At 68.4% G+C, this 22,474-nt stretch carries 24 protein-coding genes; 9 read left to right on the top strand and 15 right to left on the bottom strand.

The genetic code is table 11. The features are described 5' to 3' along the window. Positions 1-228 precede the first annotated feature (228 nt). Both BS329_RS41700 and BS329_RS00010 read right to left on the bottom strand, forming a co-directional pair. Positions 229-636 carry an IS30 family transposase gene (locus BS329_RS41700; RefSeq protein WP_244196985.1) on the bottom strand — a complete coding sequence of 136 codons (408 nt, stop codon included), beginning with the start codon at positions 634-636 and terminating at the stop codon, positions 229-231. Continuing rightward, on the bottom strand, positions 521-778 hold the full coding sequence (locus BS329_RS00010; RefSeq protein WP_076154530.1) for a DUF6881 domain-containing protein: 258 nt from the start codon (positions 776-778) through the stop codon (positions 521-523). Before BS329_RS00010 ends, BS329_RS41700 begins: the two co-directional genes overlap by 116 nt. Before the next feature lie 115 nt (positions 779-893). Here BS329_RS00010 and BS329_RS00015 point away from each other — a divergent pair, with 115 nt between their 5' ends. After that, positions 894-1,940: a fatty acid desaturase family protein gene (locus BS329_RS00015; protein ID WP_076154532.1), complete on the top strand. Its 1,047-nt coding sequence runs from the start codon at positions 894-896 to the stop codon at positions 1,938-1,940. Between the two features lie 31 nt (positions 1,941-1,971). Beyond that, entirely contained in the window at positions 1,972-2,322 is a 351-nt protein-coding gene (locus BS329_RS00020; protein ID WP_076154534.1) for a transcriptional regulator, read from the top strand. Here BS329_RS00020 and BS329_RS00025 read toward each other — a convergent pair. The 6 genes from BS329_RS00025 to BS329_RS00050 form a co-directional block, all read right to left on the bottom strand. Beyond that, positions 2,310-3,443, bottom strand: a complete 1,134-nt coding sequence (locus BS329_RS00025) for a S8 family peptidase (protein ID WP_076155069.1) — start codon at positions 3,441-3,443, stop codon at positions 2,310-2,312. The two genes, BS329_RS00020 and BS329_RS00025, sit on opposite strands and share 13 nt — an antisense overlap. Positions 3,444-3,583: 140 nt before the next feature. After that, positions 3,584-4,138 carry a 3-hydroxy-9,10-secoandrosta-1,3,5(10)-triene-9,17-dione monooxygenase reductase subunit gene (hsaB, locus tag BS329_RS00030; protein WP_076154536.1) on the bottom strand — a complete coding sequence of 185 codons (555 nt, stop codon included), beginning with the start codon at positions 4,136-4,138 and terminating at the stop codon, positions 3,584-3,586. After that, positions 4,135-5,049 (bottom strand): iron-dependent extradiol dioxygenase HsaC, encoded by a 915-nt coding sequence (gene hsaC, locus BS329_RS00035; protein ID WP_076154538.1) that lies wholly within the window; start codon positions 5,047-5,049, stop codon positions 4,135-4,137. Before hsaC ends, hsaB begins: the two co-directional genes overlap by 4 nt. Continuing rightward, entirely contained in the window at positions 5,049-5,897 is an 849-nt protein-coding gene (gene hsaD / locus BS329_RS00040; RefSeq protein WP_076154540.1) for a 4,5:9,10-diseco-3-hydroxy-5,9,17-trioxoandrosta-1(10),2-diene-4-oate hydrolase, read from the bottom strand. Before hsaD ends, hsaC begins: the two co-directional genes overlap by 1 nt. Continuing rightward, positions 5,897-7,072 carry a 3-hydroxy-9,10-secoandrosta-1,3,5(10)-triene-9,17-dione monooxygenase oxygenase subunit gene (gene hsaA / locus BS329_RS00045; RefSeq protein WP_076154542.1) on the bottom strand — a complete coding sequence of 392 codons (1,176 nt, stop codon included), beginning with the start codon at positions 7,070-7,072 and terminating at the stop codon, positions 5,897-5,899. The genes hsaD and hsaA overlap by 1 nt, the downstream gene beginning before the upstream one ends. Before the next feature lie 43 nt (positions 7,073-7,115). After that, positions 7,116-8,714 (bottom strand): FAD-binding protein, encoded by a 1,599-nt coding sequence (locus BS329_RS00050; protein WP_076154544.1) that lies wholly within the window; start codon positions 8,712-8,714, stop codon positions 7,116-7,118. A 100-nt stretch (positions 8,715-8,814) separates the two neighbouring features. Between BS329_RS00050 and kstD the strand changes: the two genes are divergently transcribed. From kstD to BS329_RS00085, 7 genes are all read left to right on the top strand, one after another. Continuing rightward, positions 8,815-10,485, top strand: coding sequence for a 3-oxosteroid 1-dehydrogenase (gene kstD / locus BS329_RS00055; protein ID WP_076154546.1), 1,671 nt, complete (start codon positions 8,815-8,817; stop codon positions 10,483-10,485). After that, a complete protein-coding gene (locus BS329_RS00060; RefSeq protein ID WP_076154548.1) occupies positions 10,482-11,621 on the top strand; it encodes a 3-ketosteroid-9-alpha-monooxygenase, oxygenase component in 1,140 nt (379 codons plus the stop codon). The genes kstD and BS329_RS00060 overlap by 4 nt, the downstream gene beginning before the upstream one ends. After that, the gene (locus BS329_RS00065) at positions 11,618-11,878 is read left to right on the top strand and encodes a hypothetical protein (protein WP_076154550.1); all 261 of its coding nucleotides are present in this window, start codon (positions 11,618-11,620) and stop codon (positions 11,876-11,878) included. Before BS329_RS00060 ends, BS329_RS00065 begins: the two co-directional genes overlap by 4 nt. Then, a complete protein-coding gene (locus BS329_RS00070; RefSeq protein WP_076154552.1) occupies positions 11,875-12,900 on the top strand; it encodes a ferredoxin--NADP reductase in 1,026 nt (341 codons plus the stop codon). The genes BS329_RS00065 and BS329_RS00070 overlap by 4 nt, the downstream gene beginning before the upstream one ends. Positions 12,901-12,911: 11 nt before the next feature. Then, positions 12,912-13,775, top strand: a complete 864-nt coding sequence (locus tag BS329_RS00075; protein WP_076154554.1) for a MaoC/PaaZ C-terminal domain-containing protein — start codon at positions 12,912-12,914, stop codon at positions 13,773-13,775. Between the two features lie 52 nt (positions 13,776-13,827). Next, a complete protein-coding gene (locus BS329_RS00080) occupies positions 13,828-14,577 on the top strand; it encodes a class I SAM-dependent methyltransferase (RefSeq protein ID WP_076154556.1) in 750 nt (249 codons plus the stop codon). Between the two features lie 100 nt (positions 14,578-14,677). Further along, positions 14,678-15,139, top strand: coding sequence for a riboflavin kinase (locus BS329_RS00085; protein ID WP_076154558.1), 462 nt, complete (start codon positions 14,678-14,680; stop codon positions 15,137-15,139). 271 nt (positions 15,140-15,410) lie between these two features. Here the strand turns inward: BS329_RS00085 and BS329_RS00090 are convergent, their stop codons facing one another. The 7 genes from BS329_RS00090 to BS329_RS00120 form a co-directional block, all read right to left on the bottom strand. Next, positions 15,411-15,980 (bottom strand): DUF5134 domain-containing protein, encoded by a 570-nt coding sequence (locus BS329_RS00090; RefSeq protein WP_076154560.1) that lies wholly within the window; start codon positions 15,978-15,980, stop codon positions 15,411-15,413. A 72-nt stretch (positions 15,981-16,052) separates the two neighbouring features. Then, positions 16,053-17,222, bottom strand: coding sequence for a lipid-transfer protein (locus BS329_RS00095; RefSeq protein WP_076154562.1), 1,170 nt, complete (start codon positions 17,220-17,222; stop codon positions 16,053-16,055). After that, complete coding sequence (locus tag BS329_RS00100; protein ID WP_076154564.1) at positions 17,222-17,617, bottom strand: MaoC family dehydratase; 396 nt, start codon at positions 17,615-17,617, stop codon at positions 17,222-17,224. The genes BS329_RS00095 and BS329_RS00100 overlap by 1 nt, the downstream gene beginning before the upstream one ends. Next, positions 17,614-18,528, bottom strand: a complete 915-nt coding sequence (locus BS329_RS00105) for a bifunctional MaoC family dehydratase N-terminal/OB-fold nucleic acid binding domain-containing protein (RefSeq protein ID WP_076154566.1) — start codon at positions 18,526-18,528, stop codon at positions 17,614-17,616. Before BS329_RS00105 ends, BS329_RS00100 begins: the two co-directional genes overlap by 4 nt. Continuing rightward, the gene (locus BS329_RS00110) at positions 18,525-19,697 is read right to left on the bottom strand and encodes an acyl-CoA dehydrogenase family protein (protein ID WP_076154568.1); all 1,173 of its coding nucleotides are present in this window, start codon (positions 19,695-19,697) and stop codon (positions 18,525-18,527) included. Before BS329_RS00110 ends, BS329_RS00105 begins: the two co-directional genes overlap by 4 nt. 4 nt (positions 19,698-19,701) lie before the next feature. Then, complete coding sequence (locus BS329_RS00115; RefSeq protein WP_076154570.1) at positions 19,702-20,766, bottom strand: acyl-CoA dehydrogenase family protein; 1,065 nt, start codon at positions 20,764-20,766, stop codon at positions 19,702-19,704. A gap of 277 nt (positions 20,767-21,043) precedes the next feature. Beyond that, positions 21,044-22,444, bottom strand: a complete 1,401-nt coding sequence (locus tag BS329_RS00120) for a WS/DGAT/MGAT family O-acyltransferase (protein WP_076154571.1) — start codon at positions 22,442-22,444, stop codon at positions 21,044-21,046. Between the last annotated feature and the right edge of the window lie 30 nt (positions 22,445-22,474).

Below are 22,474 nucleotides of genomic sequence, written 5' to 3' on the forward strand. Positions count from 1 at the left end.
GTGGTCATGCCCATGATCATACTCGAACACGCGTTCGACAGCAAACGGTTGTGTCGGGCGGTTTCAAGTGGTGAGTGCACCACCGCTAGCCTGGCAACACTTTGCTGAACGCTTCGATCGGCTTAAGCCATCCCAGCGTCTGCCGCGGCCTGTCGTCGAGTTCGTCCTGCGCATATCCGGACAGGTCGTTCCCTTGGCAAGTATCGGCGCGGCAACCCACTCGTGTTCTCAGAATGAGTGTGGATCGCAAAAATACACTGGCATGCCCGTCGCCATGGCGAACTGCTTGTGGCGGCTCATCTCGCCACCCTGGTCCCAGGTGACACTGTTGTCGAAAACGTCAGGCAAGGTGGTTATCTTGGCGGCCAGTCGCGGGGCCACGTTCTCCGCCGTGCGATCGTGAGGAATACGCGCCAGCATGACAAATCGCGTGCGCCGCTCGACCAAGGTCGCGACCTGTGACTGATTGCTCGCGCCCACGATCAGATCACCTTCCCAGAAACCCGGTACGGCGCGGTCCTCAGCCTCGGCCGGCCGTTCGCTGATCAGACCATGTGGCCGAGAACTCGTGCTGTGCGTTGATTTCGCCAAGGGAGGGGACGGGAACCTCGCCCCAGCCCGTGCCGACCACCTCACGCGTCTCGTCGGCCCATCCGAGGCGGCCGTCCCGGAAGCGCTCCACTTTCCGGCGCTCGTGGCCAGCGGCGCCGACCTCGCTGATAATCTCCACGGGTTCCTCGGCGAACTCGTGCGACCACGCGACCCGCGGATACCACATCGCGCATCTCTCCCGCCATGACCGGACCTCTGCCCCGAGGGTAGGGCCAGCCCCCGCACCAACCCACCGGCCCACCGCATTCACCCCACGGCGCCCGCGAACCAGACTCACCACGGTGACCGCAAACCTCCGCACAGGCAGCGATTTCGCCCGCCTGTCCCGCCGCGTCAGCGAAGCGGGCCTCCTCGACCGCCGTCCCGGCTACTACGTTTTCCGCATCGGCCTGGTCGCCACGCTCTTCGTCTCCGGCTGGATCGCCTTCTTCGCGATCGGGGATTCCTGGTGGCAGCTGGGGACAGCCGTCTTCCAGGCGGTGATGTTCGGCCAGATCGCCTTGCTGTCGCACGATCTCGCGCACCGCCAGGTGTTCCGGACCCGCCGTCCGAGCGAGATCGCCGGCCGGATCGCGGGGAATCTCGGCGTCGGCATGAGTTACGGCTGGTGGATGGACAAGCACACCCGCCACCACGCGAACCCGAATCACGAGGACCTCGATCCCGACGTCGACCCGGACATCCTGGTGTGGTCGAAGGACCAGGCGCGGGCCAGCAAGGGGCTTCCGCGGTTCATCGGCCGCTACCAGGCGTTCCTGTTCTTTCCGCTGCTCACCCTCGAAGGCCTGAACCTGCACTTCTCCGGCATCCGCGCGGTTTCGAAGCCGGGCATCCGGCGACGCGGGCTCGAGGCGGCCTTGCTGCTGACGCATTTCGCACTCTACTTCAGCGCGTTGCTCGTCGTCCTCTCCCCCGGCAAGGCGCTCGTCTTCTTCATCGTCCACAAAGCACTGTGGGGTGTCTACATGGGATCGATCTTCGCGCCCAACCACAAGGGGATGCCGATCCTGTCCGGGGACACCGAACTCGACTTCCTCCGCAAGCAGGTGCTCACGTCACGGAACGTCCGCGGCGACAGGGTCGTCGACGTCGCGCTCGGCGGGCTCAACTACCAGATCGAGCACCATCTGTTCCCGAGTATGCCGTCGCCGCATCTTCGCCGCGCCCGGCCCATCGTCCAAGGATACTGCGCGGAAATCGGCGTCCCGTACCACGAGACGGGGCTCATGGAGTCGTACGCGCTCGCGTTGCGCAGTCTGCACGAAGCCGGTGAACCGATCCGACTTTCGGAGGGTTCACCGGCTGGGACGCCCGCGGCACGCCGTTGACACTCCAGATACGGCTTCTTACTTTCGGTGTATGTCGCCCCCGAAGATCTTCCCCGGCGCCACCCTGCGTCCGGAACCGTTCCCGCGAGCCCTGCGCGCGGCGATCACGGCCAGCGGGCTCCCGCTGGACCGGATCCGCCACCGCCTCGAACTCCGGGGGATCTCGATCAGTGTCCCGACGCTGAGCCATTGGCAATCCGGCAGACGCAGACCGGAACGCCCGGAATCCCTCCGGGCGCTCGCCGAACTCGAACAACTGTTGTCGTTGCCGCCGTTGGCCTTGCGTTCCCTGCTCGGCCCACCTCGGCCACGCGGGAGGAAAAGCTCGGTCCCGGCACAACGCCGGGACCGAGCCATCCCCGAGGAGAACTACCCGACGTAGAGCGTGCGGTTCGGGCTGCCGCTGCCGGGGTTGGTCACCAGCCCCGGTGTCGAAGCGCTGATCAGTGCCTGCGCCACCTGAGCCGCGGTGGCCCCCGTGTGCGACGACAGGTACAGCGCCGCGGCACCGGCCACGTGCGGAGCGGCGAACGAGGTGCCGTTGCCGGTGTAGGTCGCGGTGTCGTCGTCCTTCCAGGCCGAGGTGATCGAGACGCCCGGCGCGAACAGGTCGATCACGGAACCGTAGTTGGAGAAGGAAGCCCGGCGGTCGGTGCGGTCCGCCGCGGCGACCGTGAGTGCCTCGGTGACCCGGGCGGGCGAGGAGTTCGAGGCGTTGACGTTCGAATTACCCGCCGCGACCGTCCAGGTGATGCCCGCCTTGATGGAGTTCCGCACCGCGGTGTCCAGTGCGGTCGACGCGCCACCACCGAGGCTGGCGTTGGCCACGGCCGGCTTCTTGGCGTTCTGGGTGATCCAGTTGACGCCCGAGATCACCCCGGCGGTCGTGCCGCTGCCGTCGGAACCGAGGACTCGCACCGGGTACAGCGAAGCACCCTTGGCGACCCCGTACTTCGTGCCGGCGATCGTGGCCGCGACATGCGTGCCGTGACCGTAACCGTCGTCCGCGTTCGTGTCGTTGTCGATGAAATCGTATCCCTGTTTCACCCGCCCGCCGAAATCGGTGTGCGTGGCGCGGATTCCGGTGTCGAGAACGTACACGTTCACATTCGACGCGGTGGTCGCGTAAGTGTAGGCGTTGTTCAGCGGGAGATTGCGCTGGTCGATGCGGTCGAGCCCCCACGACGGCGGATTCGTCTGCGTCGCCTGGGCGCGCAGCACCTTGTCCTGCTCCACGAAGGCGACGGCCGGGTCGGCCGCGAGGCGCTTGGCCTGCCGCTCGCCCAGGGCCACCGAGAAACCGCTGATGCCCTGCGTGTACTGCCGTCCGATGGTCCCGCCGAACTTGCCTGCCAGCGAAGGCTTGTCGGCGGCGGAGCCGTCCTTGAGCACGACGATGTAGCTGTCGGAGATGGCGCCTTCGGCACCGGCGCCGACGATCGAGCCCTCGGCGGCCTGTGCCGGCGTCACCCCGGCCAGAACCGTGACGACGGCGGCGGCCAACCCGATTCCGGCCAGTCTGCGCGAATTCACGTTCACGTTGCTGTCCCCATTCCTTGGTGAGCTTCCGGTGAAAACGCTAAGCGGAAGCACCGGTAAAGAACAGGTTTACATTTTTTCAGTTTTTCATTTCACGGCTCCGGTCAAAGCCAATCGTCCGGACGCGGCCACGGCATGAGCGCCGCGAGTTCGTCCGTCACCGGTTCGGTCACCGTGTACCGCCCGCGGTGGAACAGCAGGGGCCGGCCGTCGGACGGCTCCCCGAGCGCGGTGACCCTGCCGATGACGACGTAGTGGTCGCCCGCCTCGTGCACGGTTTCCAACGCGCAGTCGATCCACGTCAAAGCCCTTGCCAGCAAAGGGGATCCGGACGGGGCGGGGGTCCAGTCGAGCGAAGCGAACTTGTCCGCGCCGCGCGCGCCGAACACCGCGCTGACTTCCTGCTGGTCTTCGGCGAGCACGTTGACGGCGAACCGACCGGATTCGGCGAGCACCGCCCACGTCCGGGAAGTCTTGGCAGGACAGAACAAGACCAGCGGCGGGTCGAGGGAAAGCGCCGCGAACGACTGGCACGCGAACCCCACCGGCGCCCGGCCGTCGTGACCGGTCACCACCGCGACGCCGGTGCAGAAGTGCCCGAGCACCGTACGGAAGCGTGCCGGATCGATGTCCGCCCCGATCTCCGTCACCCGGGTCACGACTGACCCGGCGGGCGGGCGCCGACTGAAAAGTCGTGTCCCCACAAGGAAACCGCCGTACTCTCTCGGGCGATCCAGCTCTCGTCGTCCACTTGCCTTCCCTCGCAGCCGTATTCGACGTCGAATCCGCCCGGGGTCTTCATGTAGAACGAGAGCATCAGATCGTTGACGTGCCGCCCGAGGGTCGCCGACATCGGCACCTTCCGGCGGATGGCACGATCGAGGCAGAGGCCGACGTCGTCGGTGTTCTCCACTTCGACCATGAGGTGCACGATGCCACTCGGGGTCGGCATCGGGAGGAACGCGAGACTGTGGTGACGCGGGTTGCAGCCGAAGAACCGCAGCCACGCCGGAGCGCCGTCAGCGGGCCTGCCGACCATCTGCGGCGGCAGTTTCATCGAGTCCCGCAACCGGAAGCCGAGGACGTCGCGATAGAACCGCAAGGAGGCTTCATCGTCGTGAGTGGACAGGACGACGTGCCCGAGCCCCTGCTCCCCGGTCACGAACTTGTGGCCGTACGGGCTCACCACGCGCCGGTGTTGCAACGCGACACCGTGGAAGACTTCGAGCGTGTTGCCCGAAGGGTCCGCAAAGGACACCAGGCCGTCGACCCGGCGATCGGCCAGCTGGTCGGGCGTTCCTTCCTTGTACGGCACGGAATGCGCGTCGAGCGACGCCCGGATCTCGTCGAGTTCGCCGGCGTTGGCGACTTCCCAGCCCGCCACCGCGAGCCTGTCGTGCTCCCCGGGGAAGACCACCAGCCGCGCCGGGAAGTCGTCCATCCGCAGGTAGAGCGCCTCCGGATGGGTGCCGGAGCCCTCCACCATGCCGAGAACCTTCAGCCCGTATTCGCGCCACGCGGCCATGTCGGTCGCTTCGATGCGGAGGTAGGCGAGCGAGCGGATACCCATCAGGAGGCTCCCAGGAAGTCGAGTGCCAGCCGGTTGAATTCGTCGAACTTCTCCAGTTGCGCCCAGTGTCCGCAACCGCCGAACACGTGCAGCTGGGCACGCGGGATCAGTTTGAGCGCGAGCAGGGCGCCGTCGAGCGGGTTGACCCGGTCTTCCCTGCCCCAAATGAGCAGCACCCGCTGACGCAAGCGATGCGCCTCGCGCCAGAGCATGCCCTCTTCATAGGAGTCGGGCTGGGCGAACGACTTGCCCATCGCCTTCATCGCGGCGAGGGACTCCGGCGCGCTCGCGGCGGCGAACCGCTCATCGATCAGTTCGTCGGTGATCAGGGACTGGTCGTGCACCATGATCCGCAGGAAGGCTTCGAGCTTTTCCCGGCTCGGCCCCGGCGGGGCACTGAACCGGCCCAGGTTCTTGATGCCTTCGGTGGGATCGGGCGCGAACAGGTTCACGCTCAGCCCGCCCGGTCCCATCAGGACGAGACGGCCCGCGCGTTTCGGGTGGTTCAACGCGAGCCGCACGGACGTCCCGCCACCGAGGGAGTTCCCGACGAAGTGGGCACGTTCGATGCCGAGTTCGTCCATCAGCCCGATGACGGCGTCCGCGCTGTGGCGGAAGTACTGCGGATGCTCGGTCGGTTTGCCCGACCGGCCGAACCCCGGCTGGTCGATCGCCAGCGTGCGGTAGTTCTTGCCGAACACCGGCAGATTGCGGCCGAAGTTGCTCCACGCCGACGCGCCGGGGCCACCGCCGTGCAGCAGGATGACCGTCTCCGGATGTTCGCCGCCCGCCTCGTGACAGTGCAGCTTGAGTCCACCTTGGACGGTGACGTATTTGCCTTCGGCCATCAGACCATCGCATTCTCGACGGGCAACCCGAAGGCGCCGGTTCCGAACATGACGTAGGCGCGCTCGGCGTCGTTCGCCGCGTGCACGCGGCCCGCGTGGGCGTCGCGCCAGAACCGTTGAATGGGGGTGCCGGTTTTCAAGGCGCGGCCGCCGGAGTTCTCGAAAAGCCGGTCGATCGCGAAGATCGCGCGTTCCGTGCCACGGACCTGGTCACGCCGGACCCGCAGCCGAGTGGGGAACGGGAGCTTCTCCCCCTTGCAAGCCAACTGGTACAGCTCGTCGATGTTGTGCGTCAGCTGCAACCACGCCGCGTCGATCTCGCTGGCCGCCTCGGCGATGCGCACCTTGGCGAACGGGTCCTCTTTGGACTGCTCGCCCGCGTACGCCGCGCGGACCCGCTTGCCCTGGTACTCGACGTGTGCGTCGTAGGCACCTTGCGCCATCCCGATGATCGGCGCGGTGATCGTGCTCGGATGCACCGAACCGTACGGGAGTTTGTACAGCGGGCCAGGGTTGATCTCCTGTCCCGGCGTCTTGCACTTCGACGTCGCGATGAAGCTGAGCGCGCGGTGCTTCGGCACGAAGACGTCGTCCACGATGATGTCGTTGGAGCCGGTGCCACGCAGGCCCACGGTGTCCCAGACGTCTTCGATCGTGTAGTCGGCGATCGGCACCAGATAGGTACAGAAGTCGACGGGTTTGCCGCCGGAGAACACCGGACCGCCCAGCAGCACCCAGGTCGCGTGGTCGCAGCCGGAGGAGAAACTCCAGCGCCCGCTGAGCCGGTATCCGCCGTCGACGACGTCCGCCTTGCCCATCGGCGCGTATGACGAGGAGATCCGGACGTCGGCGTCGTCACCCCAGACGTCCTGCTGCGCCTGCGCCTCGAACAGGCCGAGGTGCCACGGGTGGACGCCGAGGATGGAGGCGACCCAGCCCGTGGACCCGCACGCGCTCGCGACGAGTTTGACCGCGGTGTAGAAGCTCACCGGGTCGGCTTCGAGGCCACCGAACGTCTTCGGCTGCAACAGCTTGAAGAACCCGGTCTCCTGCAAGGACTTGACGGACCCCTCGGGAACGCGCCGGGCGTCCTCCGCCTCCTGCGCCCGTTCCCGCAGGACCGGCAGCAGCTCCCGGACCCCCGCGATCACGTCCTGCGCGGCGTGCTCGCTCATATGCGTTCCCTCTCTCGCCGTACTCCGTGAACCGGATCCAAGACTAGAACACGTTCTCGTTTTTGTCGACCGATCCCCGGTCGAGCGCACTGTGCAGTCCGGCACGCCGCCCGGAAAACACGCAGTCGGCCAGCGACAGGCCACTCACATAGGACCTAGAACAGATTCCCACCGCGGTCCGCCCGGCCGCGTACAGCCCGCGAATCGGAACACCGGCGGCGGACCGAACCGCCCCGCTCTCTTCGTCCACGACCAGGCCACCCAGCGTCAGCATCGGGCACGGATAGCCGAGGTTGGGCCGGATCGAGACGTCGATCAGCGAATACGGCGCCTGATCCAGCGGACGCGCGAACTCCGCGGGTTTACCCGTCGGATCGGTACCCGAGCGCGAAGCCTCGACACTGGCGACGAGCCCGGCGGGGTCCACCCCGGCCTTGCGCGCGACGTCTTCGAGCGACCCGGCGACGACCCGTTGCCGCAGCAGGTACCGCACTTGAAGCGCTTGGAACCATTGGCTTTGCTTCCGAGCGTCACGCCGCACGTCCCGCACGATGGCGTCGTCGACCAGCAGCCAGCCACGCCCTTCCTGCTCGGTGATCATGCGTTCGCCGACGGCCGCGCCGTACCGGGACTCATCGATGATCCGCCCACCCGCCTTGCCGACGAGCAGCCCGCCCAGAAACGCCGGCGGCGGGGTGATGAAACGCCAGGCGGAGATCCGCCCCAGTTCCGCGGTGGCCCCGCCCGCCTCGACCCCCATCCGGATCCCGGACCCGTCGTCGGCCGAGGTCCCGAGCGCCAGGCCGCCGCGATACGCGGGCGCGTGTTCGCGCACCATCGCACGGTTCGCGATGAACCCGCCCGCGGCGAGGACGACGCCGCGCGTGGCTGAAACTTTCAGCTCACGCCCGTATCGGCGTTCGATCCGCTCCACCCGCCGATGCAGCGACTTCCGCAGCGAAGGCACGTAGATCCCCGGCTTGGCGGCGTACGCGGCCAGCTTTCGGTGCGTGGCCCGCACCCGGGCGGGAGCGTCCCGCAGGGTGGACACGACGACGCCGGTCACGGTCCCGTCGGCGTCCACGATCAGAGTCCGGGCGGCGGTTTGCGGCAGTATCTGGACACCGCGGCTCCGGACGGCCTCGGCCAGGCGTTTCATCAGCAGTTTCCCCGAGGTCCCCGGGCCTTTGACCCGGTGACCGCGCGGCGCCGGCTTGGCCGCGTCGCGAAAGCCGCCCGCCGCCTCGCTGCCCGAGTAGTACAGATAGTGCTTGTCGCTCGGATAGGACGTCTTGTACGGGCACAGGCTCCCCTCGAACGGGACTCCGTTGCCCTCCAGCCAGGTCACCATTTCCGTACTGCCCGCGCAGAACCGCCGCAGGGTCTCCTCGGAGACGACGTCACCGACCTCCAGCCGCAGGTAGTCGTACATCGCGTCGACGCTGTCGTCGACACCCGCGTCCCGCTGCTGAGCCGTCCCGCCACCGGCGTAGACGACACCACCGCTGACAGCGCTCGCGCCACCGCCGGAAAACCGGTCCAGGATCAGCACGCGAGCGCCCGCGTCGGCGGCTTCGATCGCCGCACAGGCGCCCGCCGCCCCGAAGCCCACGATCACCACATCCGCGATGAGGGAGTCCATGACACCCACCCTAGAACTAGAACACGTTCTCGTCTATGGTGACTGAAGCAGCGCGGATGCTGCTACATGCTTCCTACAACGTGTTTCAGGTGAGGGGCGTATGGAGTACGACGTGATCGTGGCGGGCAGCGGGGCCGCCGGGATGACCGCCGCACTGTCCGCAGCCCACCGGGGACTCGAGGTCCTGGTCGTGGAGAAGGCCGCCCACTTCGGCGGCTCCACCGCGCGCTCCGGCGGCGGTGTCTGGATCCCCGGCAATCACGCCCTGCGCGCGGCCGGGATCGAAGAACCCCCGGAGCGGGCGCACGAGTACCTAGAGTCGATCGTCGGGGACGTCGTCCCGGCCGAACTCCGGTCGGCCTTCCTCGACCGCGGCCCGGAAGTCCTCTCGTTCGTCTGCGACAAGACACCGCTGCGCTTCCGCTGGGTCCGGGGCTACTCGGACTACCACCCGGAGGCCCCCGGCGGGCGCCCCGGCGGACGGTCGGTCGAACCGGCCGCCCTCGACGGCAACCTCCTCGGACCGGAGCTGGCGAATCTGGAGCCGCCCTACAGCGCTCCCCCGCTGGGCGTCCCGATCACCCAGGCGGACTACCGGTGGCTGAGCCTGCTCGCCCGGCATCCCCGCGGGATCCTCCGCGTCCTCGGTCTCGGCGGCCGCTGGCTGATCGGGAGGGTCCGCCGTCAGCGGCTTCTTTCCATGGGGCAAGCGCTTGCGGCCGGTCTGCGTGAGGGCCTGCGAAGGGCGAATGTCCCCGTCTGGCTGAACACGCCGCTCATGGATCTCCAGGTCGAAGGCGGTCGCGTGACCGGCGTCGTCGTCCGTCATGAGGGTGAGGAGAAGCTGATCCGCGCGCGGCTCGGCGTCGTCCTCGGCGCGGGCGGGTTCGAACGCAACGAGGAGATGCGGATCAAGTACCAGCGGGCGCCCATCGGCACCGGCTGGACCGTCGGCGCCGAAGCCAACACCGGCGACGCGATCGACGCCGGGCTCAAACTCGGCGCGGCCACCGACCTGATGGACGACGCCTGGTGGGGCCCGTCCATCCCGCTGACCGGCGGCCCGTGGTTCGCACTCGCCGAACGGTCGCGGCCGGGCTGCGTGATGGTGAACGCGCGGGGTGAACGCTTCGTCAACGAATCGGCGCCCTACGTCGAGGCCGCGCACGCGATGTACGGCGAAGGCGACGGACCTGGCGAGAACATCCCGACCTGGCTGGTGTTCGACCAGCGCAACCGCGACCGGTACATGTTCACCGGCCTCGGCCCGCGCCAGCCGCTGCCCGGCCGCTGGTTCAAAGCGGGCATCGCGGTCAAAGCGAGCACGATCGCGAAACTCGCCGAGCGGATCGAGGTCCCGGCCGACGCGCTGGAGGCCACTGTCCGGCGGTTCAACGGGTTCGCCAAAAGCGGCGTGGACGAGGACTTCCACCGCGGGCGCAGCGCGTACGACCACTACTACGGCGACCCGCGGAACAAACCCAATCCGAGCCTGGGCCCACTGGACGTCGCACCGTACTACGCGGTGAAGATCGTGCCCGGCGACCTGGGCACCAAGGGTGGTTTGAGGATCGACACGCACGCGCGCGTCCTGCGCGAGGACGGATCGGTGATCGACGGGCTTTACGCGGCGGGCAACACGAGCGCGGCGGTGATGGGCCGCACCTACGCCGGCCCCGGCGCGACGATCGGCCCGGCGATGGTGTTCGGCTATCTTGCGGCCGAGCACCTCGCGCAGCAAGATCACAGCAAAGCGGGAGGCAGCCGATGACGACGGAATCCGTACGGCAGATCGACGCGGGCGCGCCCCCTTCGCGGTTCGCACGCGGCTGGCACTGTCTCGGCCTGGCCGAGCCGTTCCGGGACGGGAAGCCGCACGCCATCACGGCGTTCGGGACGAAACTGGTGGTCTTCGCCGATTCGTCCGGCAAGCTGAACGTGCTCGACGGGTACTGCCGCCACATGGGCGGCGACCTCACCCAGGGCGAGGTCAAGGGCGACGAGATCGCCTGCCCGTTCCACGACTGGCGCTGGAACGGGAACGGCAAATGCGTCTCGATCCCTTACGCCAAAAGGGTTCCGTTACGGGCGCGGACGAAGACGTGGCAGGTGCTGGAGGAGAACAAGCAACTGTTCGTCTGGCACGACCCGGAGGGCAATCCGCCGCCCGGGGACGTCGTCATCCCGCGGATCGAGGGCGTGTTCGACGGCGAGTGGAGCAACTGGACCTGGGACTCGGTGCTGATCGAGGGCTCCAACTGCCGCGAGATCATCGACAACATGGTCGACATGGCGCACTTCTTCTACATCCACTACGCCTTCCCGACCTACTTCAAGAACGTGTTCGAGGGGCATGTCGCCACCCAGTACCTGAACACGAAAGGCCGCCCGGACAAGGGAATGGCGTCGAACTACGGCGGCGAAGAGAACCTGCTGCGGTCGGAGGCGTCGTACTTCGGGCCGTCCTACATGATCAACAAGCTGCTCAACACGTACCAGGGTTTCGAGATCGAGAACGTGCTGATCAACTGCCACTACCCGGTCACCGAGAACTCGTTCGTGCTGCAATGGGGCGTGAGCGTGAAGAAGTTCGAGGGTGTCTCGGACGAGCACGCGGACAAGATCGCCGGCAAGTTCGCCAAGGGCATCGGCGTCGGCTTCCTGCAAGACGTGGAGATCTGGCGCAACAAGACACGGATCGACAACCCGTTGCTGTGCGAGGAGGACGGGCCGGTCTACCAGCTGCGCCGCTGGTACGACCAGTTCTATGTGGACGCCGCCGACGTCACCGAGGACATGACGCAGCGCTTCGAGTTCGAAGTGGACACCAGCCGCGCCAACGAGGTCTGGGCGGCGGAGGTGGCCGAGAACCTGGCTCGGCGGCAGTCGGAAGAGGCCGGGGTGTGAAGCCCGAGACCGTCGAATTCCTCACCGCCGGGCTCCAGCCGCTGAGCTGCCGTTCGTGCGGGACCTGTGTGCTGGTCAAGAAGAACAGCGTGCAGCACACCAGCATCCAGTGGACGACCGACGCGTCCCGGAGCTGCCCGGTGTTCGCGGCGCGGAAGGCGTCCGGCGCGCAGACGGCGTTGCTCGACACCTGCGGCGATCTCAGCGACAGCATCGACGCCGCTCTGAAGGACGGCCTGCTGGAGGTGCCCGAATGAGTACTCCCGTCACCGTGACCGTGGCCGAGGTGATCACCGAGACGGCCGACGCGTCGTCGATCGTGTTCGAGATCCCGGCCGAGCATGTCTCCGTTTTCGCTTACACGCCAGGGCAATTCCTCACCGTGCGGGTCCCGAGCGAGCGCACCGGGTCGGTGGCCCGCTGCTACTCGCTCTCCAGCGCGCCGCACGAGAACCGGGTCCAGGTCACCGTCAAACGCACCGCGGACGGCTACGGGTCCAACTGGCTCTGCGACAACCTCCAGGCAGGCCAGGAGGTCCAGGTCCTGCCGCCCGCCGGGGTGTTCAGCCCCGCGTCGCTCGACGAGGACTTCCTGCTGCTCGCGGGCGGCAGCGGGATCACGCCGGTGATGTCGATCCTGAAGTCCGCGCTGGAACACGGCACCGGCAAGGTCGTGCTGCTCTACGCGAACCGTGACGAGCGATCGGTGATCTTCGCGCGGGAGCTGGCGGACCTCGCCGCCCGATACCAGGACCGGCTGGTCGTCGTGCACTGGCTGGAAATCCTGCAAGGACGGCCGACGCAGGCGCACCTGCGTGCCCTGGTGGCACCGTACACCGCGCACGAGGCGTTCATCTGCGGCCCCGGCCCGTTCATGGACGCGGCGCGTACGGTGCTCAAGGATCTCGGCCTGCCCCGCAAGCGGATCCACCTGGAACGGTTCCTGTCCCTCGGTGGAAATCCGTTCGAGGTGGCGGAACCCGTCGTCGTCGAAGAGGCCGAGACCCCTGCGGGAGTCGAAGTCACCCTCGACGGAGAGACGAAGAAGCTCGACTGGCCGCGCCGGACGAAACTGCTGGACCTGTTGCTGGAAGAGGGTTTCGACGCGCCGTATTCCTGCCGCGAGGGCCAGTGCAGCGCGTGCGCTTGCCGGATCATTTCCGGTGAGGTGAAGATGCTGAACAACGAGGTCCTCGACGGCGACGACATCGCCGAAGGCATCGTGCTGGCATGCCAGTCCCTGCCGCTGACCGACGAGGTCACCGTCACCTACGAGTAGGAGATGCCCCAGTGCCCATCGATCCTTCGGTCGCGATCGGCGCCGACCTCGGCGAGGTGAGTTTCGCCTGGACCGCGTCGGACGTGCAGCTCTACCACCTGGCGCTGGGCGCGGGCGCGGATCCGACGAGCCCGCGGGAACTGCGCTACACCTACGAGGACGGCCTCCAGGTGCTGCCGACGTTCGCCACCGTGGCGGCGAACCTGCGGGTGTTCGAGCCGCCCGCGGTCTCGTTCCCCGGCGTCGAGGTCGACCTCGGGAAGGTGCTGCACGGCAAGCAGGAGGTGATCGCGCACCGGCCGATCCCGGCGTCGGGCAAGGCGGTGGCCAGGACACGGATCGTCGACGTCTTCGACAAGGGCAAGGCGGCGGTGATCGTGAACGAGACGGTCGCCACCGATTCCGACGGGACTCCCTTGTGGACATTGCGGTCGAGCATCTTCGCCCGTGGTGAAGGGGGTTTCGGCGGCGAGCGCGGACCATCCGATCGCGTCGAACTCCCGCCGCGGGAGCCGGACGTGATCATCGACACCCCGACGTTGCCGCAACAGGCCCTGCTCTACCGGCTCTGCGGCGACCGCAACCCCCTGCACGCCGATCCCGCGTTCGCCGCGGCGGCCGGATTCGACAAGCCGATCCTGCACGGCCTGTGCACTTACGGCGTCATCGCGAAGGCCGTCACGGACGAACTGCTCGAAGGGGACACGGCCCGCGTCGCGTCGTTCTCGGCGAAGTTCGCCGGCGTCGTCTTTCCCGGCGAACCACTGCGGACCCGCGTCTGGCGCGAGCCCGCCGGGCTGCTGATCACGACCACGGCACCGGATCGGGCCGAGGCCCCGGTGCTTTCCGACACTTTCTTGACCACGACAGACTGAATCCCCATACCCGCTGGTAAGTGCTCTGGTTAGACTCGGCGAGGTGCGACCCTTGATCAGCGACCCGTATGCCGAACTCGGCCGGGACTACGCGCGATCGAGACGTCCGGATCCCCGGATCGCGGCCACCGTGACCGCCGCTCTCGGCGACGCCCGCTCGGTGGTCAACGTCGGCGCCGGAGCCGGTTCCTACGAGCCGGAAGATCGCAGTGTGGTCGCGGTCGAACCCTCGCGGCGGATGATCGGGCAGCGCCCGGCCGCCGCCGCCCCCGCCGTCCAGGCGTGCGCGGAAGGGCTGCCCTTCCCCGACAGAGCCTTCGACGTCGGCCTGGCGGTGCTCACCGTGCACCACTGGACGGACGTGACCGCCGGGCTGGCCGAATTGCGGCGGGTGTCCCGTCGCCAGGTGATCGTGACCTGGGATCAGGAGGTGTTCGCACGGTTCTGGCTGGTGCGGGACTACCTGCCGGAGATCGCCGAACACGAGAGCAGGCTGGCCTGCCTCGACCGGGTCGTCGAGGAGCTCAGCGCGGCAGGCGAGACACCGTCGGTGACTCCGCTGCCGGTGCCCTCGAACTGCGTCGACGGATTCCTCGGCGCGTATTGGCGCAGGCCGGAGGCCTACCTGTCCGAGCGCGTGCGCGCGGGGATGTCCGGTGTCGCGTTGCTGGACCAGAACGTCGTCGCGGCGGCGGTCGGGCGGCTGCGCGCCGACCTCGCCGACGGGCACTGGCACCGGCGTCATGTCGGCCTGCTCGGCCGGACCGAACTCGACCTGGGGTACCGGCTCGTCACGACGTGATTCAGTACACAGTGGACGGCTCTCGCGGCGTGGACGGCGGTCGACCCCGGGCCAGGGTCGTGGTATTCATGGCTTTCGTGACAGCAGGGACGGGGGCGGCATGACGGCGGAGTTCTTCGTGGTCCGTGGCCAGGTGGAGAAGGGCGATCAGCGGGGGCGGGAACTGGGGTTCCCGACCGCCAACATCGCGCTGCGCGACCAAGACGGCCAGGTCGGCGACGGAGTGTGGGCGGGCTGGGCCGAACGCGCCGACGGCACGCGGATCGCGGCGGCGGTCTCGGTCGGCAGGCGGCCGACGTACTACGGCGCGGACGGCTACCGGCTCGTCGAGGCACATCTGCTCGATTTCGCCGGTGACCTCTACGGCGAGGTGCTGACCGTGTGGCTGGGCCACCACCTGCGCGAGCAGGAGGCGTACCCGTCGTCGGAAGCGCTGATCGCCGCGCTGAACAAGGACATCGCGAACGCCGCCAAATGGGCCGTGGACCACCCCGCCGAGGATCTGCCGGACGCGGGCGACGCCGGAGACGGTGTGGTCCGGCGGGTCTCCCAGCTCTCCTGAGCGGCTGGGGTCTCGTGTCGCGAAAGCCACTTTCGCGACGTCTGCTGTCCCGAAAGTGGCTTTCGCGACACGCCTCCTCGGCCTGACTCACCTCGTCGCCAGCCCGCGTAACCCGGGATCGGCGTCCTGGTCGCTTGAAGTACAGGAAGGCCCCCTTCCTTGCGCCTAGCACAAGGAAAACGGCCTTCACACACCCTCCCTTGCGGCTGGTGGGACAGGCGGGGCTACCGAGGAGTGTTCCGAGCCATGCACCGCGTTCGGTCGCGAGTTCTCAGAGGGCCGCGCCCAGCAGCATGTAGCCCATCCCCAGTCCCATGAGCACCCGGCACACCCACCGCGACACCTGACCGGAATCGCCGGTGCCGCGCGCCGCCAGTATCCCGGCGCGCACCGCGTCCACCGCGAAATACGCCGCCACCACACCGAAAACCAGCGACAACCACAGCGTCGAGGCGGCATCGTGGCCGGACATCACCAGCCACGGCCCGTGGGTGACGTCGCTGTGCGGCATGAACGTCACCATGAACAGCATCGCCGCGGCGGAGACGGCGTGGTGCCCGCACGCGGCGTGCCCGGTCCGCCGTTCCTTCCACCACGAGACCGCGAACCAGCCCGCGGTCAGCGCCAGCACCGCCTGCCAGCCCGCCGCGGGGATCGGGCCGCCCACCGGGGACAGCATCGCGACCATGGCGACGACGAGCAGCAGTTCGGCCAGATCACCGTTGCGGGCCGCCGCGCCCAGCCGCCCGTAGTCCAACCGGACGAGTCTCCGCACGCAGGGCAGGACCAGCGCGGCGAACGCCGCGGTCAGGGTCCACGCGACGACGATTGGTCCAGACATGGCACCTCCAGCCGGTATTCCTCCCACCGTCGCAGGTGCCGCTCTAGTACACCATCGGGCAATGAGGTGATGTCAGCCCGCGGTCAGGACCAGCCCGCTCGTAGGTACGCCCGTACCGGCGGTCACGAGCACGCGTGTGGCCCCGTCGACCTGGTTGACGGCGTCGCCCCGCACCTGCCGGACCCCTTCGGCGATCCCGTTCATCCCGTGGAGGTAGGCCTCCCCCAGCTGTCCGCCGTGCGGGTTGAGCGGCAGCTTCCCGTCGAGTTCCAGGGTCCCGCCGCCGATGAAGTCCTTGGCCTCCCCCTTGCCGCAGAAGCCGAGTTCTTCCAGCTGCATCAGGACATAAGGGGTGAAGTGGTCGTACAGCACGGCGAGATCCATATCGCCAGGCCTGAGACCGGACTGCTCCCACAGCTGCCGTCCGACGACACCCATCTCGGGCAACGCCGGGAGGTCGTCGCGGTAGTAGCTGGTCATCACGTACTGGTCCGGACCACTGCCCTGCGCGGCCGCCGCGATCACGGCGGGCCGGCGCGGCAGGTCGCGCGCCCGCTCGATGCCGGTGACCACGAGCGCCACCCCGCCGTCACTCTCTTGACAGCAGTCGAGCAGGTGCAGCGGTTCGGCGACCCAGCGGGACGCCTGGTGGTCTTCGAGTGTGATCGGCTTGCCGTGGAACCAGGCCTTCGGATTCGTCGCCGCGCGAGCGCGGTCGATGACGGCGATCCTGCCGAAGTCCTCACTGGTCGCGCCGTACTCGTGCATGTAGCGCCGGGCGAGCATGGCGACGGTCGCGGCGGGCGTCGCGATCCCCATCGGGTAGTGGAACGCGTTGTCGACACCGGACGAGTTCACCTGCCCCGCCGCGGCAGGCGAGACCTGGCCGAACCGCGTCCCCGACCGTTCGTTGAAGGCCCGGTACGCGACGACGACGTCCGCGACTCCGGTCGCGACGGCCATCGCGGCCTGCTGCACGGTCGCGGCCGCCGCCCCGCCGCCGTAGTGGATCCGGCTGAAGAACTTGAGTTCGGGGATGCCGAGTTCCCGCGCGACAGCGATCTCGCTGTTGCCGTCCATGGTGAACGAGACCAGACCATCCACATCGGACGGCTTGAGCCCCGCGTCGGCCAAAGCCGCCGAAACCGCTTCGGCCGCCAACCGCAGCTCGCTGCGCCCGGAATCCTTGGAGAACTCCGTCGCGCCGATACCGGCGATCGCGGCCCGCCCGGACAGGGTCATCACTCACCTCCCAGCGTGAGTTCCACGGTCCCGGTGACGTGTTCGCCGAGACTGTCCACACCGGACACCGCGATCACCACGTCGTCACCGTCCCGTTCCGTGACCCGGCCGGTGAAGGTCAGGGTGTCGTAGGCGTAACAGGGCACGCCGAGCCGGATCTTGATCGACCGCACGAGCGCCTCCGGCCCCGCCCACTCGGTCACGAACCGCTGCACCAGGCCGGTGTCGGTGAGGATGTTGAGGAAGATGTCCTTCGACCCGCGCCGAACGGCGGCGTCCCGGTCGTGGTGGACATCCTGGAAATCCCGGGTCGCCACGGCCGTGCTCACCACGAACGTCGGGGTGACCTCGATGGCCAGCGGCGGCAGCTCGGTGCCGACCGAAAAGTCCTTCATCGCGCGACCCGCCAAGCGGGCAACGTCAGTTCCTCGTCGACCTTCACGAACGCGGCCTCCACCGAAAGTCCGATGTGGACTGCTCCGGGGTCGGCGTCGAGCAGTTCGCCCATCACCCGGACACCTTCCGCCAGTTCGACGAGTGCCACCACGAACGGCAGGTCCTTGCCCGGAACCTTCGGATGGTGGTGCACCACGTAGCTGTAGACCGTGCCGCGCCCGGACGCGACGACGTAGTCCGGCTTCGCGTCGAGGTCGCCGTCCGGCGGCATCGGGCCGGGTGGATGCCGCAGCGTCTCACCCCACCGCTGGATCCGCAGTTCCCCTTCGCGCAGGCCAGCCCAGAAGAACTCGGTGTCCTTGCTGATCACCGGCCGCAGCACCGGAGCGGCCGCCTTGGCCGGTCCGGCGCCCGGCGGGCGGAACTTCAGCACCCGGAACACCATGTCCGCGACGGCCTCGTCGCCGACGTACCAAGTGGTCTTCGTCGTCACGAACCAGCCTTCGCCGAGCGCGGTGCGTTTCGGCCCGACGACGCTCTCGAGTTTCGCGGTCGCCGAGAGGTGTTCGCCGTGCCGCAGGTAGCGATGGTAATTCTGCTCGGAGTTGGTGGCGACGACCGAGGTGAACCCGGCCTCGTCGAGCACCTCCATCATCGCGCCGAGCGGATCGTCCGACGCGCGAGTCCAGTGCGGCCCGCCCATCATCCACACCTGCGCCATCGCGGGCGGCGCGACCAGTCCCTTGTGGACACTTCTCGTGGCGAACTCTTCGTCGACGTAGGCGGGATTGCGGTCCCCGATGGCCTCGACCCAGTTGTTCACCATCGCCTGGTTGACCGCGTCACGGGCGGCCCTCGGCGCGGATTCCCCTTGTGCGGCGATGTGGGCGGCCGCTTCCTGGATACTCATCGCGGCACCCTCGGCAAGCCGAGACCCGCGGTGGCGATCAGTTCACGCTGGATCTCGTTGACACCACCGCCGAAGGTCAGCACCAGGTTGCGTTTGGCCACCACGTCCAGCCACCGGGCCAGTTCCGCGGTTTCGGTGTCGGCCTGATCGCCGTGTCGTGCCACGAGTTCCTCCAGTCTCCTGGCCAGCCGCTGGATGCGTTCGGAACCGAAGACCTTGGTGGCGGAGGCGTCGGCCACCGCCACCGGCCCGGTCGCCGACGACGCCGCGACCTGCCAGTTCAGCAGTTCGTTGACCCGGGCGGTCGCGAGCGCTTCGGCGAGCACGTCGCGCACGTCGGGCAGGTGGAGCAAGGGGGTTCCGTCGGGGGTCTTCCTGGAGGCCGCCCAGTCGCGGACGCGGTCGTGAAGCCCGCCGATGCGCCCGGCCGGGCCGAGCATGACGCGTTCGTGGTTGAGCTGGGTGGTGATCAGCCGCCAGCCCTCGTTCTCCTTGCCCACCAGCATGTCCGCCGGAACCCGGACGTCCGAGTAGTAGGTGGCGTTCACGTGGTGCGCGCCGTCGCAGGTGATGATCGGCGTCCACGAATAGCCCGGATCGCGGGTGTCCATGATGAGGATCGAGATCCCGCTGTGTTTCCGTGCGTCCGGCGCGGTCCGCACGGCGAGCCAGAGGTAGTCGGCGTCGTGCCCGCCGGTGGTGAAGGTCTTCTGGCCGTTGACGACGTATTCGTCGCCCTCACGCACGGCCGTCGTCCGCAGCGACGCGAGGTCGGTGCCCGCGTCCGGCTCGGTGTACCCGATGGCGAAATGCACCTCGCCCGCGAGGATTTTGGGCAGGAACAAGGCTTTCTGCGCCTCGGTGCCGAAAGCCTGCAAGGTCGGCCCGACGGTCTGCAACGTCACCGACGGTAGCTGGACGTCGGCGCGGGCGGCCTCGTCGACGAAGAGGTGCTGCTCGATCTCGCCGAAACCCCGGCCGCCGTACTGTTCCGGCCAGCCGACGCCGAGCCAGCCGTCGCGGCCCATCCGCCGCACGATCTCGCGGTACACCGGCCCGTGCCGCTCGCGCAGCATCGCGCGCCGCTCCTCGGCACTCACCAGTCCGGCGAAGTACTTTCGCAGTTCCGAGCGCAGTTGCCGTTGCGCCGCGGTCAGTTCGATCAGCATCGGTTCACCCCACCGCCAGTTCGCCCAGTCCGGCCAGCCGATGCGAGGCGCCGCCGAGCGTCCGTCCGAGATCCTTGACCGCCGACGAGAATCGGTGCAGTGGATACGTTTCGTCCACGCCGACCCCGCCATGCAGGTGATGGCAGACGGCCAGCGCCTCGGGCGCCTCCTCCGCCAGCCAGTACGCCGCGATGTCGAGTTCCGCTTCGGCGTCGAGCCCCGCCGCGAGCCGCCAGACCGCCGACCGCGCGGCCAGCTGGACGGTTCTCGAAGCCACGTAGACGTCCGCGATCTGCTGTGCCACCGCCTGGAACGCCGCCAGCGGGCGCCCGAACTGCTCGCGTTCGCCGACGTGCTTGGTGGTCAGCGCCAGCGCGCCGGCGAGCAGCCCGTCGCCGAACGCCACCGTGCCCGCGAGCGCGAACCGGTGCAGGGTGGCGATCGATGCGCCGGGACCGTGGCCATTGAGGAGATCGGCGTCGGTGACGGTCACGGAGTCCAGCGTCATCGTATAGTCCGGGGTGCCGGAAGAGGTTCTCGTCGGCGTCAGTGTCACGCCGTCCGCCCGCGGGTCGACCAGGAAGACGCCGGTGCCGCCGGGCAGCGAGGTGGGCGTCAGGATCCGGGCCGCCTCCGCCGCGAACGGCACGCCGACCTTGACCCCGCTCAGCCGCCAGTCCCCCGCCGACTCGGCCACGGTCGCGGGCCGGGTGGTGAACGGTGCGGAAGGTTCGTGCAGCGCGGCCGTGAGCACCGATTCGCCCGTGGCGACCGGCGGCAGCAGCGCGGCCAGCTGATCCGGCGCGCCCAGCGCCCCCACCGGCAGGACGCCGAAGGCCAGCGACGCCAGCGCGGGCACCGGGGAGGCGACGCGGCCGAGTTCGGTCAGGACCAACGCGACTTCGGCCACGCCGAGGCCGTCACCGCCGAGTTCGGCGGGCAGCGCCAGCGCGAGCAGACCGGAATCGGCGAGCGCGCGCCACGTTTCGGCGGGGTCACGCTCCTTGCCGAGCACGCGCGCGGTCAGCGCGGTGACCTCGGTCTGCGTCTCGTCGAACTGGAAGTCCACTCTGGCTCCTCACCGGGCCGGACGGGCACAATACTGAAACCTGTTCTAGTCTTATCCGGAAGGCGGCCGGACGGCAACCCCCTCGAGAAACGGCGGCGCCACCTGACCAGGACCCCGCTGAGCGGCGTGGTGACCGTGAAGGACCGGTTCACCGCCCCGGCGCACCGGCGGTCATTGGCCGCGCGGATCCCCGGGGCGGCGTCCTACGAGATCCCGGCCGGGCACGCCGCCTGTGTCCTGCGGGCGAGCCGGTTCGTTCCCGCGCCGCCGGCCGGCGTCACCTCTGTGCACGCGCGGCTTCGAGCAGTTCCGCGAGCGCGTCCGGGAAGTGGTCGGCGAGCGGCCACAGGTCACCGGTGAGTTCACGGGCGCCGAGCAGGCCGACGTCGACCCGGCCCGCGTTGGACAGCACGGTCACGTTGAGCCCGGCGCCGTGGAAGACCGGACCGAGCGGGTAGAGCCCGGTGATCTCGCAGCCCAGCAGGTACAGTGGCATCGGCGGACCGGGCACAGTGGACACCACCAGGTTGTGCACCACCGGATGCCGTTCGGCAAGGCGCAGCGCCGAATACGCGCGCACCGCGAGGCCGAACATGGTCGCCGCCGAGAACTGGGCCCAGTCTCCGAGCATGTCGGCGTCGATGTCGTGGTGGTGGTCCTTGGACAGCCGGTTCGACTCCGCCAGCATGAACACGCGCGCGGCGGGATCCTCCAGATGGGTGGGCAGTGACGTGAAGAACGCCGAGACCTTGTTGCTGCCTCGGTCGCGTTCGGTCCGCTCGTGTACCGACACCGGCACGGTCGCGACCAGCGGATCGTCCGGCAGCTCGCCCCGGTCCCGCAGGAACTGCCGCAGAGCCCCGGAAACGACGGCGAGGATGACGTCGTTCACGGTCACTCCGAAGGTGTTCTTCACCTGTTTGACCTCGTCGAGGCCGAGGGAGGCATAGGCGACGCTGCGGTGCGCGGTGATCGTCCCGTTGAACGAGGTGCGCGGCGCGGTGAACGGAACCGGCATCCCCTTGCCCTGTAGGGCTTTCCCGAGCCATTTCGGGACGAGTTCGAGCAGGTCCGGCAGCAGCTTCACCAGCGCGACCGGGCCTTTCACGAACGACGTCAGCCCGGCGCCGAGCAACGCCCGCCTGCCCGGTACGCCCGCGTTGCGGCGTTCGTCCCGCGCGATCTCCGGCGGCGGGGCGTCCGGTTCCAGGCCGGCGAGATAGGTGATCAGGCTGGCGCCGCTCACACCGTCCACACTGGCGTGGTGCATCTTGAGCAGGACGGCGGTCTCGCCGTCCGCCAGGCCTTCGATGACGTGCAACTGCCACAACGGCTGCGCGCGATCCAGCCGTTGTCCCGCGAGGTGGGCACAGAGTTCGGCCAGTTCCCGCCGGTCCCCCGGCGCGGGTACGCCGATCCGGTGAACGTGCGCTTCGAGGTCGAAATCCTCGTCCTCGACCCAGACGGGGTGGGTCGGATTCCAGAGTGGATTGTGCAGCTTGCGCCGGAATGCCGGGATCAGCGCCACCCGCTCGGCCAGTTTCTCTTTGAAGCGCTCGAAATCGTAGCCGCCGGGCATGGTCGAACCGTCGAGGGTGAGCAGCCCGCACACGTGCAGGACCTGGGTCGGTGTCTCCAAGTAGAGGAAACTCGCGTCCAGACCACTCAATCTCTGCATAAGAGTCACCCTAGGCGAACTCTGCAACCG

The sequence above is a fragment of the Amycolatopsis coloradensis genome (genome assembly GCF_001953865.1).
Taxonomy (GTDB): domain Bacteria; phylum Actinomycetota; class Actinomycetes; order Mycobacteriales; family Pseudonocardiaceae; genus Amycolatopsis; species Amycolatopsis coloradensis.

What these genes read in the sequence shown, in the direction of transcription:
- BS329_RS00010 (WP_076154530.1), bottom strand. Translation starts at nt 778, where the DNA reads ATGTGGTATCCGCGGGTCGCGTGGTCGCACGAGTTCGCCGAGGAACCC.
- BS329_RS00020 (WP_076154534.1), top strand. Translation starts at nt 1,972, where the DNA reads ATGTCGCCCCCGAAGATCTTCCCCGGCGCCACCCTGCGTCCGGAACCG.
- hsaC (WP_076154538.1), bottom strand. Translation starts at nt 5,049, where the DNA reads ATGGGTATCCGCTCGCTCGCCTACCTCCGCATCGAAGCGACCGACATG.
- hsaD (WP_076154540.1), bottom strand. Translation starts at nt 5,897, where the DNA reads ATGGCCGAAGGCAAATACGTCACCGTCCAAGGTGGACTCAAGCTGCAC.
- hsaA (WP_076154542.1), bottom strand. Translation starts at nt 7,072, where the DNA reads ATGAGCGAGCACGCCGCGCAGGACGTGATCGCGGGGGTCCGGGAGCTG.
- BS329_RS00050 (WP_076154544.1), bottom strand. Translation starts at nt 8,714, where the DNA reads ATGGACTCCCTCATCGCGGATGTGGTGATCGTGGGCTTCGGGGCGGCG.
- kstD (WP_076154546.1), top strand. Translation starts at nt 8,815, where the DNA reads ATGGAGTACGACGTGATCGTGGCGGGCAGCGGGGCCGCCGGGATGACC.
- BS329_RS00060 (WP_076154548.1), top strand. Translation starts at nt 10,482, where the DNA reads ATGACGACGGAATCCGTACGGCAGATCGACGCGGGCGCGCCCCCTTCG.
- BS329_RS00070 (WP_076154552.1), top strand. Translation starts at nt 11,875, where the DNA reads ATGAGTACTCCCGTCACCGTGACCGTGGCCGAGGTGATCACCGAGACG.
- BS329_RS00085 (WP_076154558.1), top strand. Translation starts at nt 14,678, where the DNA reads ATGACGGCGGAGTTCTTCGTGGTCCGTGGCCAGGTGGAGAAGGGCGAT.
- BS329_RS00090 (WP_076154560.1), bottom strand. Translation starts at nt 15,980, where the DNA reads ATGTCTGGACCAATCGTCGTCGCGTGGACCCTGACCGCGGCGTTCGCC.
- BS329_RS00095 (WP_076154562.1), bottom strand. Translation starts at nt 17,222, where the DNA reads ATGACCCTGTCCGGGCGGGCCGCGATCGCCGGTATCGGCGCGACGGAG.
- BS329_RS00100 (WP_076154564.1), bottom strand. Translation starts at nt 17,617, where the DNA reads ATGAAGGACTTTTCGGTCGGCACCGAGCTGCCGCCGCTGGCCATCGAG.
- BS329_RS00105 (WP_076154566.1), bottom strand. Translation starts at nt 18,528, where the DNA reads ATGAGTATCCAGGAAGCGGCCGCCCACATCGCCGCACAAGGGGAATCC.
- BS329_RS00110 (WP_076154568.1), bottom strand. Translation starts at nt 19,697, where the DNA reads ATGCTGATCGAACTGACCGCGGCGCAACGGCAACTGCGCTCGGAACTG.
- BS329_RS00120 (WP_076154571.1), bottom strand. Translation starts at nt 22,444, where the DNA reads ATGCAGAGATTGAGTGGTCTGGACGCGAGTTTCCTCTACTTGGAGACA.